Genomic DNA, 14,454 nt, shown 5'->3' on the forward strand with positions numbered 1-14,454 from the left:
TAACAAGAGGATGAGAAATAATCATCCTCTTGTTATGAAGAAAGAGGGGGAGCGTTTGTGCCCGATTTTTCTATTCTCTCAAATAATCTAGATTTGTATTTAGAGGGATTCAAATATACGGCGATGTCTAGTCTGATTGCGTTAATTGGGAGTTTTATTCTTGGTATCATAATTGCAGTGATGCGAATTGCGCCAATTCGGATTCTAAATTGGATGGGTGCAGCATATGTGGAGTTTATTCGGAATATCCCTTTAGTTCTAATAGCATTTGCTTTTTATTTTGCTTTTCCAGTAATCGGTGTTACATTAAGTGGCTTTGTTGCGGGTACAACTGCACTTACGATATATACAGCGGCTTTTATTACAGAGGCAATTCGTGCAGGGATTTTATCAGTTCCGAAAGGGCAGATGGAAGCAGCGCGTTCTTCTGGCTTAACGTATGTACAAGCGATGTATCATATCATTTTGCCGCAAGCGATAAAAATTGTAATTCCACCGCTAGGTAATCAATTTCTAAATTTAGTGAAGAACTCTTCTATATTAGGTATTATCGCTGGGGTGGATTTAATGTACCAAGGTGATTTGATCTCTACAAGAACATTTGTCACATTTGATGTATATATATTTGTTGGTATGTTTTATTTACTTTTAACTGTTCCGCTTAGCATGGGTGTTCGATATTTAGAGAAACACTTGGCGAAAGGAGCTGTGTAAATGGATTTTCGCGGTGCTTATACAGGAGATCATTTTATTTTTTTATTAAAAGGATTACTTGTTACGTTAGAAATTGCTCTTATCGCAATCTTTCTTAGTTTTATAATTGGAAGTGCAATTGGTACGTTGCGATATGCGAAAATACCGGTTGTATCAGCAATACTTGCTTGTATTGTTGAAATCATTCGTAATTTACCGTTGCTATTAATTATTTTCTTTACATATTTTGCGCTCCCAGAAGCTGGATTGAAATTAGAAATTACAACAGCGGCCATTGTGGCGTTGACGATATTTGAAGCAGCGATGATTTCAGAAATTGTTCGCAGTGGTTTATTCTCAATTGAGAAGGGGCAAATTGAAGCAGCGCGTGCGTCTGGATTATCGTATGTACAAACGCTTCAGCATATTATTTTACCGCAAGCGCTGCGGCGTATGGTACCGCCGCTTGTCAGTCAATTTATATCTCTTTTAAAAGATACATCGTTAGCAGTCGTCATTTCATTGCCAGAATTAATGCATAATGCTCAAATTATTAATGGACAAAATGTAAACTATATGATTCCAACATTTCTCCTCGTCGCATGTATGTATTTCATTGTAAATTATAGTTTGTCTCTTTTTTCAAGACGTTTAGAAAGTAGATAAAGTGAAACTTCCATCAGTAGGGGGGCGAATCCACCGAAGATTCTAGCCACTGAAACTGGACAACGCTTTTCTCTCAATCTTGAGGTGGGGGTCTTACTGCCCACGAATAGTGGGATAACTCTTGCATTTTATTTTATGCAAGAGTTATTTTTTTAGAAAAGTTTTAATTTTATATAGAAATTGTAAACGCTTTATTGTATATTTTATATTATCTGAAATTTTAAAATATAGAGGGTGTGCAAGGGGAGGAAGAAAATGAATCAGGCAACGAATGAGCAATTACATCGTACAATGAAGAGTAGACATTTATTTATGATTGCACTTGGAGGAGTAATCGGAACAGGTTTCTTTCTCGGATCAGGATATACAATTAATCAAGCAGGACCAGGAGGAGCGATTCTTTCTTATTTAGTCGGTGGTTTTATTATGTATTTAACGATGCTTTGCCTTGGTGAACTAACAGTTGCCATGCCCGTTTCGGGATCGTTTCAAAAATATGCGACGAAATTTATCGGACCTGGAACAGGGTTTATGATTGGCTGGCTGTATTGGTTAGGCTGGGCTGTAACGGTTGGTTTAGAGTTAACGTCAATTGGTTTAATGATGAAGAGATGGTTTCCGGATGTGAATGTTTGGGTATGGTGCCTTGTGTTCGGAGGACTTTTATTCATTTCAAATGCAGTATCAGCAAAAAGTTATGCAGAATTAGAGTTTTGGTTTTCAAGTATTAAAGTAATTACCATTATTGCATTTATTCTTCTTGGGGGAAGTGCACTATTTGGATTTTTACCATACGATGGAAAAGCAGCAGCACCGCTTTTTTCTAATTTTGTACATGATGGTGGGTTATTTCCACATGGAATTGGAGCTGTGTTACTAACAATGATCACGGTAAACTTCTCTTTCCAAGGAACAGAGTTAATCGGGATCGCAGCAGGTGAAAGTAAGGAGCCAGAAAAAACAATTCCACGTGCGATTCGTAATACAGTGTGGCGGATTATGTTGTTCTTTATTTTAACAATAACGATTTTAGTAGGATTAATTTCTTGGAAGGAAGCAGGAGTTATTGAAAGTCCGTTTGTTGTTGTTTTTGATAAAATTGGTATTCCATATGCAGCGGATATTATGAACTTTGTTATTATCACTGCACTATTATCGGTAGCAAACTCAGGGTTATATGCAGCAACACGTATTTTATGGTCGCTAGCAAATGAGGGAATGGCACCAACTTCTTTTAAGAAGGTGAATAAAAGAGGGGTCCCGATTACAGCATTAGTTGTGACGATGATTATTGCAGCTTTATCATTATTAACAAGTGTATTCGCAGAAAGTACTGTATACATGTATTTACTATCTATTGCAGGGTTATCTGCGGTGGCGAGTTGGATTATTATCGCATTTTCACAAATTCGCTTTAGACAACAATATGTAAAGAGCGGCGGCAAGTTAGAAGATTTAAAATATAAGACACCATTGTATCCAATTGTTCCAATTGCAGCGCTTGTTTTAAACAGCGTTGTTGTGGTTAGTTTAGCGTTCATCCCAGAACAACGCATGGCATTATATTGCGGCATTCCATTTATTATTTTTTGCTACATATATTATTATATAAATAAAAAGCGACAGCAAAAGGTGGAAATGGGGAATACATGTGCAACTAATAGTCAAGCGCGATGAAATCATAACGAAGGTTCCATATGGTGAATTGCAGATTGGAAAAGAGAATGGGTATACACCATTAGAACTTTTGATTGCTTCAATTGCAGGGTGCAGTGCGATTGTACTTCGAACGATTTTAGAAAAAAAACGTATTACGTATCATGAATTTACAATGGAAACTGAAATCAAAAGAAGCGAAACTTTACCGAAACCATTGGAGAGTGTTCATTTACACTATAAAATAAAGGCAGAAGGAATTACGCAAGAGCAGTTAAAAAAGGCATTAGAACTTGCGATGAAAAATTGTACAATTTTTCAATCTGTGAAGGATAGCATCGAAATTATTGAAACAATTGAATTGGTTTCATAAAGTGAAACTTCCATCAGTGGGGGTTTTCTTCATCCCCCACTGATTATCAGCCCTCACCAATCGGGCTTTTACGGGCAGTTTATCTCCCACCGAACATTCTAGCCACTGAAGCTGGACATTGCTTTCGCCGAATTTTGAGATGGGAGTATTACTGCCCACAAATAGCGGGATAAAAAGGTGAAGACTACCATTGCTATGTTTTATATGCATAGTAATGGTAGTTTTTTGTTGTGGAAAAATCATCTTAGCATTTTAGCTATATAAATCCATTCTGATTTCTCAACATCTTTGTCTAGCTCTGCCTCCTACGCCCTCATGTCTAAGAACCTTCCACACGAGAAGGTAAAAAACACCTTCTGTGTGAAAGAACCTTAGCCAACGGGCCTAAACAGTCGGATCCGCTTTTCTTTATAAGTCGCTGTTATGCAAAGTACAACATGACCGCTACTTGCTTGCTCTCTTTGTTTAAAATATGGCATGTGGAAGGAAAAGGACCTGACCGCTGCTATGCATGGCCAGATGCTCTCGCCCCCCTAAAAAGAAAGGGGGTTTTTATTGAAAAAATTACGAAAGTTTGTAAGAAACAAAATCATTGACATTATTAATTGTAGAGTTTAATATTTAAAGACGTTAAATATTTCATTGCTGAAATAAGAGGTGGAAAATATGCAAAATGACATGACTCATATAGATAAAATTCAAGCTCTTGCATTTTCTATTGGAAAGAAATTGCAAACGGAGTTATTAGGGAAATTACAATCATCTGGACTAACACCACCGCAATTTTATATTTTAAAAATTTTAGATCATTACGGTGCATCACGAGCAACAAAGTTAGCGAAAAAAATGTATGTGAAGCCGAGTGCAATTACAGTAATGATCGATCGTTTAATCGATCAAGGGTTAGTTCTGCGTTATCATGATCAAGATGATCGCCGCGTTGTTGTAATTGAGTTAACGTCAAAGGGGAAAGCTGTACTAGAAGAGGCAATGATTGCTCGTAATCAACATATTGCCAAGTATTTTTCCGAATTAGAAGTACAAGAGAGAGAAGACTTGTTGCGATTATTTGAAAAACTAGAAGCAATTATTTGCCAATCAGCGGAGAAGAAAGAGACAAACTAAAGAGAGCTGAGGAGATTATATGGAACAACAAGCAAATCACAATAGAACATTGCTGTTAATTGGCTTAGTTATCGCTATGCTATTTGCTGCATTGGACGGGACGATCGTTGGTACAGCAATGCCGCGTATTGTCGGTGAACTTGGTGGATTAAGTTTAATGACATGGTTAACAACAGCATATATGTTATCATCAACAACGGTTGTACCAATCGCCGGTAAATTAGCCGATTTATTAGGTCGCCGCACTGTATATATGACAGGATTAATCGTCTTCATGATTGGTTCTGCGCTTTGTGGTATGGCAAATGGTATGACAGAACTAATTATTTTCCGTGGTATTCAAGGTCTTGGCGGCGGTATTATGATGCCGATGGCTATGATTATCATTGGGGATATGTTTACAGGAAAAGAACGTGCGAAATGGCAAGGGGTTTTTGGAGCACTTTATGGTCTTGCTTCTGTCATTGGTCCGCAAATTGGTGGTTGGATTGTTGATTCAATGAACTGGAGATGGGTATTCTACATTAACTTACCAGTTGGAATTTTAGCGACCATCTTTATCGCAATGGGCTTAAAAGGGAAGAAACAAACAGGACCAATTCAAATTGACATTGCTGGTATCTTCACGATGATTGTCGGTGTTGTAAGTTTATTATTAGCGTTAACATTTGGCGGAAAAGACTACGCTTGGGATTCTTGGCAAATCATTGGGTTATTTGTGCTTGCGGTGATTGGTCTTATAAGCTTTGTGATGGTCGAGAAAAAAGCAAAAGAACCGATTTTACCTGTTCATTTCTTTAAACATCGTACATTTACATTATTAAATGCAATTGGTTTCTTTATGAGTATTGGAATGTTCGGAGCAATCATGTTTGTTCCATTCTTTATGCAAGGTATTGTAGGTGTAAGTGCTGCTGAATCAGGAACGATTATGACACCAATGATGATCACGATGATCATCACGAGTATTATTGGTGGTCAGCTTGTGTTAAAAGTTGGAGTAAAACCACAAATTATTACTGGGATGCTGATTATGGCTGGTGGATTTGGAATGTTAACGACAATGGATATGCATACAAGTAAGCTTGTTGCAACGTCGTACATGATGATCATTGGTTTCGGAATGGGTCTTGTAATGCCAACTTTAACATTAGCATTACAAGAAAGTTTCCCGAAAAAAGATCTTGGAGTTGTCACTTCATCAAGTCAATTCTTCCGTCAAATCGGTGGTACATTTGGGATTACGATTTTAGGTTCCATTATGAATAACACATCTGGTACAGTATTAACAGATAAGTTAGTGCCTGTACTGAATACGTTCCCACCACAAGCAGGGCAAATCGTGACGAAGTTTAAAGATATGATTCACACAGATCCACAAGGGCTATATTCAATGTTATTTAGTCCAGAAGCATTGAAGAAAGTCCCAGAACCAATTGCAAATAGCATTGTGCCTGTATTAAAGACATCATTATTAGATTCTCTTCATCATGTATTTATAACTGGATTAGTATTTATTCTAGTTGGTGCTGTATTTACATTGTTCTTGAAGAAAATCAAGCTTTCTGATCGTAAAAAGGGAGCAGATGAACAAAAGAGTGAAATAGAAGAGAAAGATGCAATTGTATCTTAATCATCATAAAGAAGAGCATCGCCGGTAATGGCGATGCTTTTTACATGTAATCGCAATTTTTACTGGTGGGAGAGCGACTTTGGATGTTGGAAAAGTAAAGGAGTTTGGTGTTATCCTGTCATTTACAAATAATTGACGGATTTTCATGAATACGTTATATTATTTTCGTAAACGGTTACATATGGTGAGAGGGAAAAGAATGTGCGCTAAAAGTAAAGCGAGCATAATAAGCCAAGTGCGGTGCGCGTTCTCTATAGAAGAAGAGTTCTCGTCTAATTGGATGAATCATCCCAAACATCGTAACTCCATTCTTTCCAGAGGTAACCAAGGCGGTAGAAGATGTAGCTCATAAACAAGGATATACAGTTGTGCTATGTGATTCTGATAGGAATTTAGAAAAAGAAAAAATACACCGATGTGCTTATGCAAAATAATGTCGCTGGTTTTATTGCTGCAAAAGGTCCGCAAAATAGCGGTAATTACATGAATGTAAAAGTGCCGGTTATAGCAATTGATCGTATCGTAGCAGGGAATGATTTGATTGCATTCGGTACAATAAGGAGGGGGAGGAATTGCCAAATATTGTGGTAGTTGGCAGTATTTCCGTAGATTTAGTTGCCATCTCAAAAAAACGTCCGAAAGCTGGTGAAACAGTAATTGGGGAAGCTTTTCATACTGTTCCAGGTGGAAAAGGTGCAAACCAAGCTGTAGCTGCAGCACGTTTAGGTGCAAATGTTGCGATGGTTGGAGCAATTGGAAATGATAATTACGGAAAATTTGTTCGGAAAAATTTAGAGAATGAGCATATTTTTATTGAGTACGTGGAAGCGATTACGCATGAAACGACAGGTATTGCCCATATCGTATTGGCTGAAGAAGATAATAGTATTATTGTTGTACAAGGTGCAAATCGTTCTGTAAATGAACACCTTATAAATCGTGCAAAAGATCTTCTTACGAAAGCGGATATGGTTGTTTTGCAGCTAGAAATTCCACTTGAAACAGTAAAATATGTACTAAATATTTGTGAAGAACATCAAATTCCAGTTATTTTAAATCCAGCTCCAGCGCAAAGATTGCCAGAAGAAGTGTTACAAAAAGCAACGTACATTACACCAAATGAGCATGAATGCCGAATCGTTCTAGATGACTTTACATCACCAATTGAATCACTTCTTGAGAAATATCCTAATAAATTGTTGATGACTGAAGGCGGAAACGGTGTTCGATTCCATAATGGGACAGAAATTGTTCATGTACCAAGCATCTCTGTTGAAGTTGTTGATACGACAGGAGCTGGAGATACATTTAACGGTGCATTAGCAGTTGCGATTGCAGAAGGAGAAAAATTGCAAAAAGCAATTCATTTTGCAAACATTGCAGCCGGTCTTTCTGTAACAAAATTAGGAGCACAAGGTGGTATGCCATCAAGAGATAAATTACGAGAAGTGCAGATAATTGTAGGATGGTGAAGTTTTAATTAGCGTATATGGAACTGTCAAATGCATTTAAGATTATGACTTTTATCGTAATTTTAACTTAGAGGTATTGACTTATTAGTAGGTTCTATTTTAGCATTATTACGTACACTTATTGCTGGTATGAATTCGTTCTTTGCAATAGGAGTGGGATTGCTTGCTGTCCTTATAATGATAATTGTAACCGGTCTCATCATTGAGAAAGGAAAAGGAGTACCTTTTATTGAAAATGATGTTTTGAGGGGTTTTACACTCATTTTTATGGACAGACGTCTGACAACTAATCTTCGTTATTGCTTTGATATTTCTGCTAAATGAATAGTAGTGGATGTACAAAATCTCGTTTAAAAAGCAATATATAATCGGTATCATTTCAACGGATTCCAATGCAGTTACATCGGTAGTAAGTGTGGCAAAGGAAAAAAATAAAAATTATTTTGGTTGAATTAGACCGTATTAAGAAAAAATAAACACATACTCACATTCAGAAAGGAAGAAAAAACATGAAATTTTTTATTGATACAGCAAACATTGACGAAATTAAAGAGGCAAACGACCTTGGCGTATTAGCAGGTGTAACAACGAATCCATCTCTTGTTGCAAGAGAAGGCGTAGATTTTCATGAGCGTATTCGTGAAATCTGCAGTGTTGTATCAGGACCTGTAAGCGCAGAAGTTATTAGCTTAGAATCAGATAAAATGATTGAAGAAGGAAAAGAATTAGCGAAAATTGCACCAAACGTTGTTGTGAAAGTGCCAATGACGACAGAAGGCTTAAAAGCAGTAAAAGCATTCGCTGATTTAGGAATTCGTACAAACGTAACATTAGTATTCTCAGCAGTACAAGCATTACTTGCAGCACGTGCTGGTGCAACGTATGTATCTCCATTTTTAGGTCGTTTAGATGATATCGGTCATAATGGCATGGACTTAATTCGTCAAATCGCTGACATCTTCGCGATTCATGGTATTGAAACAGAAATCATTGCAGCATCTGTACGTCACTCTGTTCACGTAACAGACGCAGCGTTAAACGGTGCACATATTGCAACAATTCCAGCAAACGTTATCGCTTCATTAGTGAAACATCCATTAACAGATCAAGGAATTGAGAAGTTTTTAGCGGATTGGGAAAAAACACAAGGAAAATAATATAAAAAAAATGGTTCAACGGATACGTTGAACCATTTTTTTTTATGGATAATTCCTTCTTACATGTCCACTGATATATCGCGGTTCGACGATGTCCAATATTCAAGGTGCACTAGAGGGAGCTGACAAAAGTCTAGTTTTTTTATTGGGAATTAACGAAAAAAAGCGGGGGTTCATACATAGTAATTCTTCAAATATAATTTATATTAATAAATGAGGATGTTTAAATTCAAAGAAAAATGGAAGAGGTATGAAGTAGGGAAGAAAACACCGTTTCGCGTTTTTTCGGCATTTGCAGTAACGACATTATTAAGTTGTACATGTATGTCGAAAAATTAAAATGGATGTATAGTTTGGAATAAATGCCTAAATATTTTATCGAGTTGTGCAGAGAGAAAAAATATTTCCGGGGGAATTGTCGAAAGTTATTTTATGAAACGTTATTAATATCTTTCCTGATCTACCCAATTTTTCTATAGGGGCAGCATTACATGCCTATCAACTTAAGGGATTCATTGTTCCAAAAACAAAAAATTCGATCTCTTCATAGTCAACTATGAAGAGATCGAATTTTCGTTTTGGGGATACTCCCAAATATTAGTTTGATGGCGATAGGGGCTATCCCACCATTGTCTTCTTTAATCTTCCTCGTACATAAATTGTTGAAGCAAAGGTAAATAAGAAAGCTGTTCCAATTACAAAGCTTACGCTCGGTGAGGCACCGATTACTCCAATTGTAAATGAACCGGCAACAACACCTAATGAGAAGAATGCATAGAATAATCCAAATGCTTTTCCGCGATTGTCTTCTGTTGTATTTTCAACAAGCAAGGCATTAATAGAAGGAAAGAGAATTGCAAATCCAATTCCGTAAATCATCATTACAACAAAAAGCATGCCCTTTGATGTAAATATACCAAGTAATGATAGTGCAAATGCCATGATTGCAATACCGATAACCATCATTTTTTGACGGTTAAAGAAATCGTATATACGATTTGTAGGTAGTAAAAAGAAGAGGATTGCAGTGATTCCAAAGACACTAAGCATCATTCCTGTTGTAGATGTTTTTAGTCCTAAAGCTTCTATTTTTACAGGTAACATATATGTGACAATTCCTTGTGAAAACATTAAGGTGAAAGCACCGATATATGCTTGTAACAGTGGTTCGAATTTTAATAATTCGAGCAGCTCTTCTTTGTTTATCGCTTGTATCCGTGATGGCTTTGTTTTTGTTCTATTATTTGGAAGCAAGAAAAGTGAGATTATTGTACCAAGTATCATTAAGATAGAAATTGTAATGAAGACCCAGTGTATACCAGCTTTCGCTTTCATAATCCCACTGAAAGCAGGACCGATGATAGCTGCTGTTCCAACGGCTGCACCAGATAAAGCCATTGCTTTCCCTTGTTTTGTTGAGTTTGTTTGTTTTGATAAGAAAGTGAAGGCGGCTGGTATTAAAAATCCATCACTAAATCCGTGCAGAAAACGAACGATAATAAGTTGTTCTCCACTTTGAACAAAGATATACAACAAAACTATGAGACTTGTAATACCCATGCTAATATAAAGAACTTTTTTGGCACCATATTTATCAACAGATGCACCCGCAATAATATTGCCAATCATATTAGCAAACGAGTACATTCCAACGACAAGACCGATAATAAGAGGAGTTCCCCCAAGGTTTTGTGCGTATGTACTCATAATCGGCAATTGTGAAAATGTATCGAAAAATGCGATGATAACAATAAAATAAATAAAGTATTTCAACTCTTTCACCTCTCTTGTGCTATTATGGCATAATGCTAATTTTCTCCGCAATGAAATTGATTGGCATGTTTGGAAATTTACGCATTGGATTATAGGAGAGGAAAGATATTAGAAGGTAGTGAAAAGTAGACTTTTGCATGTCTTCATTCTATGTATATCAATCTATTTTAATTTTCCGACATACAAGTCGCTGCTATACATGGCCAGATACTCTCGCCCAGCTAAAAAGAAAGAGGGTTTTCATGGCGATTTTTTAATTTGTATTTATAGAGTATGTAAGGAGATTCTCTCATAGGTTATTTACAAATTGTAGGTGGGGAATATTTGACGCTTACAATAATAAAACAGAAGTCATTTGTAAAAATGACTTCTGTCGTTCAAAACTTTTTATTGAACTCTTTATGGAATCCTTTTACCAAACGGTTGAATTCGTTTCATAATTAAAATCCCATCACTTGCAAATTCAAAAAAGTTTTTTGCTAAAAACTCGAGTTTATCAACAATTTTTATTTATTTTTTGATAAATTGTTGCGTCCAAATATTATCCTGTTCCACATAGCCAACACCTATATAGGTAAAATCACCGTTTAAAATATTCGCACGATGCCCTGGACTGTGCATCCAAGCGTCCATAACTTCTTCTGGTGTTGGTTGCCCTTTAGCGATATTTTCACCTGCTGCGGAATAAGAAATACCAAAATGTGTCATCATGTCAAATGGCGAATTATAAACTGGACTAGTATGAGAAAAATAATTATTTTTCAACATATCCTCTGATTTTATACGTGCTACTTTACTAAGCTCTGTATCTATCTGTAATGGAGATAATCCCGCTTTCGCTCGTTCTACATTAACTAGCTCCGCAACACGTTTTTCAAACGCATTTAGTACATGATTTTTATCCTCTTGTTTTTTAGCCTCTTCTTGCTTTTTAGCCTCTTCTTGCTTTTTAGCCTCTTCTTGCTTTTTAGCTTCTTCTTGCTTTCTAGCTTCTTCTTGCTGTCTAGCTTCTTCCTGCTTTCTAGCTTCTTCTTGCTTTCCAGCTTCTTCTTGCTTTCCAGCTTCTTCTTGCTTTCTAGCTTCTTCTTGCTGTCTAGCTTCTGCCTGCTTTTTAGCTTCTTCTTGCTGTCTAGCTGCGTCTGCCTGCTTTTTAGCTTCTTCTTGCTGTCTAGCTGCGTTTGCCTGCTTTTTAGCTTCTTCTTGCTGTCTAGCTGCGTCTGCCTGTTTTTTAGCTTCTTCTTGCTGTCTAGCTGCGTCTGCCTGTTTTTTAGCTTCTTCTTGCTGTCTAGCTGCTGCTGCCTGCTGTCTAGCTTCATCTGCTTGCTTTTTAGCTGCTGCTGCCTGCTGTCTAGCTTCATCCTCTTGCTGTCTAGCTGCTGCTGCCTGCTGTCTAGCTTCATCTGCTTGCTTTTTAGCTTCTTCAGCCTGCTGTCTAGCTTCATCTGCCTGCTTTTTAGCTTCTTCAGCTTGCTGTCTAGCTGCTTCTAGCTTTTCTTTTTCTTGTGCCTCACTAACTCGTACTGGTTGTATTAAATTATTCATGTTGTTTGAAGTTTGATCGTTGTCGTTGTCGTTTTGCCCTAACTTAACGAAAGTAGCTTCCTTCTGTACTTCGTTAGAAGAGTTTTCTTCACTTGAATCTCTATCATTCTTATTTTGAGGTAAATCACTAGCGTGATTTGTCTCAGTTGATTGTTTCGGAATATTACCTTCATTTCCTGAATTCGAGAGATTGTCTTTTGGTGATTGATTAGAAACATTATTTTTAACATTTGCTTTAGAAGAATCGCTCTGACTGGATTTTTCAGAATCTTTATCCTCTTGTACATCCGCTACATCATCATGAGACTTTTTCAAACTTGTTTTCTTGCTTTGACAACTAACGCATAAGAATACTGCAACCAGCACAGCGGTTAGCAAGAATAATAAGCGTTTTTGTTGTTTACTTGGTGTCATAAACTACTCCCAACGCTCAAATTTGAGCTTTCCTTTTTGTGCACAATATTTACATTAATAAAATCGTCAAAAAAAGTCTAGCATTTTCAAAAAGAAAGGAAAACATACGCGATTCTACTAAAAAGAAAGCGAAACTTTAATCGCTGGAGGCCTTATACTGCCCGCGAATAGCGCGAGGAATATGTATATAAATGTAATTTCAGTTCTTTTCAGAAAGGAAAACTTTCTTCCACCAAGGTTTCTTTTTTGATTTTGCTAGTTCTCTTTTTACATTTTGTATCTCTCTAAGTAATTGTGTTAATGTACGATCTCTTTCTTCTATTGCGATACGTTCTTTTTGTACTAAATGCTCATTTAATTTTTGATGTAGCTTAATTATCTCTTTATTTTGTTCTTGAATCACATTGATAAGATTTTGATGAACATTATTTTCTTTTTCAAAATGTTTATGTATTTCTAATAATAGAGGGCCCTCATTACATGTACTTTTCTTGACTACCATTGCCGTGGAATTGCTACAAACTTTGTTCAAAATCTCTTCAATTTCTTCTTTATTCTTTCCTTTTTTATAGCATTTCCTAACCTCTTGCAGTGTCGGAATACATGTTTCATGAAATATATAAACTCCTTCTTCTTCTTCATGCATATTTAAATATGACTGATAATCCTCTACATAGCGCTTTACCGTTTGAATAGGTATAGATGTATTTCGAGAAATTTCTCGAAGTGTAAACCATTTCTCCATGCCTTCTCACCTTTTCAATTAATTTATTACATCAGATAAAAATAGATTATATCATTTATTCATGACGTTAGTAATAAACTGATGGGGGTTTTGCAAGACCCTCTATAATATAAATCTAAAAAACAAAATATGAACATTTACATATTTCATTTTAATGATAGAAAGTGATTAGGAAATAATATATCCTTATTATAGGTTAACCGAATATCACTAGAGGATATTACTTCATGTTAGAGATAAATATAAAATGGGAGGATTTTTTATGAAAAAGAAAGTATTGGCATTAGCTGCTATGGTTACTTTGGCTGCTCCAGTTCAAAGTGTAGCGTTTGCACACACAAATGATTGTGGAAATCAGGCACCAATTTTAAGATGGTCTGCTGAGGATAGACATAAAGAAGGTGTTAATTCTCATTTGTGGATTGTAAACCGTGCAATCGATATCATGTCTCGTAATCATACAATTGTAAAACCAAATGAAACTGCTTTATTAAATGAGTGGCGTGACGACTTAGAAAACGGGATTTATTCTGCTGATCATGAGAAGCCTTATTTTGATAATTTTACATTTGCTTCTCATTTTTATGATCCAGATACACAGAAAACATACATCTCTCCTGCAAAACAGGCAAAAGAAACGGGTGCGAAATATTTTAAACTTGCTGGCGAAGCATACCAAAATAAAGATATGAAACAAGCATTCTTCTATTTAGGATTATCTCTTCATTATTTAGGAGATGTAACTCAGCCGATGCACGCAGCAAACTTTACGAATCTTTCTTATCCAATGGGCTTCCACTCCAAGTATGAAAATTTTGTTGATACAATTAAAGATAACTACAAAGTTGCAGATAATAACGGATATTGGAACTGGAAGGGAACAAATCCAGAAGATTGGATTCACGAAGCGGCAGCAGCAGCTAAACAAGATTATCCAGGTGTTGTGAATGATTCAACAAAAGATTGGTTTGTAAAAGCAGTTACATCTCAAGAATATGCAAATAAATGGCGAGCAGAAGTGACACCGGTGACAGGAAAACGCTTAACGGAAGCACAGCGTGTTATAGCTGGTTATATTCACTTATGGTTTGATACATATGTAAATCGTTAATGACGAATCTTGGTTCAAAACATATGCGTATCCCAATTATTATCCAGTACAAGCCACAATTTCTATAAAATAAGTGAAAAAGTTTCTTCGATGA

At 36.4% G+C, this 14,454-nt stretch carries 11 protein-coding genes and 2 pseudogenes; 10 read left to right on the forward strand and 3 right to left on the reverse strand.

Annotated features, from left to right (window positions below):
- Positions 1-57 precede the first annotated feature (57 nt).
- From MR076_RS16695 to fsa, 9 genes and pseudogenes are all read left to right on the forward strand, one after another.
- Positions 58-714 (forward strand): amino acid ABC transporter permease, encoded by a 657-nt coding sequence (locus MR076_RS16695; RefSeq protein WP_242222369.1) that lies wholly within the window; start codon positions 58-60, stop codon positions 712-714.
- Entirely contained in the window at positions 715-1,359 is a 645-nt protein-coding gene (locus tag MR076_RS16700) for an amino acid ABC transporter permease (RefSeq protein ID WP_242222370.1), read from the forward strand.
- Between the two features lie 255 nt (positions 1,360-1,614).
- Entirely contained in the window at positions 1,615-3,036 is a 1,422-nt protein-coding gene (locus MR076_RS16705; protein ID WP_242222371.1) for an amino acid permease, read from the forward strand.
- The gene (locus MR076_RS16710) at positions 3,011-3,388 is read left to right on the forward strand and encodes an OsmC family protein (protein WP_242222372.1); all 378 of its coding nucleotides are present in this window, start codon (positions 3,011-3,013) and stop codon (positions 3,386-3,388) included. The genes MR076_RS16705 and MR076_RS16710 overlap by 26 nt, the downstream gene beginning before the upstream one ends.
- Before the next feature lie 666 nt (positions 3,389-4,054).
- Positions 4,055-4,513, forward strand: a complete 459-nt coding sequence (locus MR076_RS16715) for a MarR family winged helix-turn-helix transcriptional regulator (RefSeq protein ID WP_242222373.1) — start codon at positions 4,055-4,057, stop codon at positions 4,511-4,513.
- Between the two features lie 19 nt (positions 4,514-4,532).
- Positions 4,533-6,146, forward strand: coding sequence for an MDR family MFS transporter (locus MR076_RS16720; protein WP_242222374.1), 1,614 nt, complete (start codon positions 4,533-4,535; stop codon positions 6,144-6,146).
- A gap of 260 nt (positions 6,147-6,406) precedes the next feature.
- Positions 6,407-6,668, forward strand: a pseudogene (locus MR076_RS16725) (transcriptional regulator); the annotation flags it as partial.
- 50 nt (positions 6,669-6,718) lie between these two features.
- Positions 6,719-7,618 carry a ribokinase gene (rbsK, locus tag MR076_RS16730; RefSeq protein WP_242222375.1) on the forward strand — a complete coding sequence of 300 codons (900 nt, stop codon included), beginning with the start codon at positions 6,719-6,721 and terminating at the stop codon, positions 7,616-7,618.
- Positions 7,619-8,127: 509 nt separating this feature from the next.
- Entirely contained in the window at positions 8,128-8,775 is a 648-nt protein-coding gene (gene fsa, locus MR076_RS16735) for a fructose-6-phosphate aldolase (RefSeq protein WP_242222376.1), read from the forward strand.
- A gap of 618 nt (positions 8,776-9,393) precedes the next feature.
- Here fsa and MR076_RS16740 read toward each other — a convergent pair.
- From MR076_RS16740 to MR076_RS16750, 3 genes and pseudogenes are all read right to left on the reverse strand, one after another.
- Entirely contained in the window at positions 9,394-10,548 is a 1,155-nt protein-coding gene (locus tag MR076_RS16740; protein ID WP_242222377.1) for an MFS transporter, read from the reverse strand.
- A gap of 510 nt (positions 10,549-11,058) precedes the next feature.
- Positions 11,059-11,436, reverse strand: a pseudogene (locus MR076_RS16745) (CAP domain-containing protein); the annotation flags it as partial.
- 1,267 nt (positions 11,437-12,703) lie between these two features.
- Positions 12,704-13,249 carry a DUF3967 domain-containing protein gene (locus MR076_RS16750; protein WP_242222378.1) on the reverse strand — a complete coding sequence of 182 codons (546 nt, stop codon included), beginning with the start codon at positions 13,247-13,249 and terminating at the stop codon, positions 12,704-12,706.
- 262 nt (positions 13,250-13,511) lie between these two features.
- Here MR076_RS16750 and MR076_RS16755 point away from each other — a divergent pair, with 262 nt between their 5' ends.
- A complete protein-coding gene (locus MR076_RS16755; protein ID WP_242222379.1) occupies positions 13,512-14,360 on the forward strand; it encodes a phospholipase C in 849 nt (282 codons plus the stop codon).
- Positions 14,361-14,454: the final 94 nt, after the last annotated feature.

The organism is Bacillus cereus group sp. BfR-BA-01380 (assembly GCF_022663535.1).
GTDB lineage: Bacteria > Bacillota > Bacilli > Bacillales > Bacillaceae_G > Bacillus_A > Bacillus_A cereus_BB.

Coding starts and splice junctions, on each gene's coding strand:
- MR076_RS16700 (WP_242222370.1), top strand. CDS start 715: ATGGATTTTCGCGGTGCTTATACAGGAGATCATTTTATTTTTTTATTA.
- MR076_RS16705 (WP_242222371.1), top strand. CDS start 1,615: ATGAATCAGGCAACGAATGAGCAATTACATCGTACAATGAAGAGTAGA.
- MR076_RS16715 (WP_242222373.1), top strand. CDS start 4,055: ATGCAAAATGACATGACTCATATAGATAAAATTCAAGCTCTTGCATTT.
- MR076_RS16720 (WP_242222374.1), top strand. CDS start 4,533: ATGGAACAACAAGCAAATCACAATAGAACATTGCTGTTAATTGGCTTA.
- fsa (WP_242222376.1), top strand. CDS start 8,128: ATGAAATTTTTTATTGATACAGCAAACATTGACGAAATTAAAGAGGCA.
- MR076_RS16750 (WP_242222378.1), bottom strand. CDS start 13,249: ATGGAGAAATGGTTTACACTTCGAGAAATTTCTCGAAATACATCTATA.
- MR076_RS16755 (WP_242222379.1), top strand. CDS start 13,512: ATGAAAAAGAAAGTATTGGCATTAGCTGCTATGGTTACTTTGGCTGCT.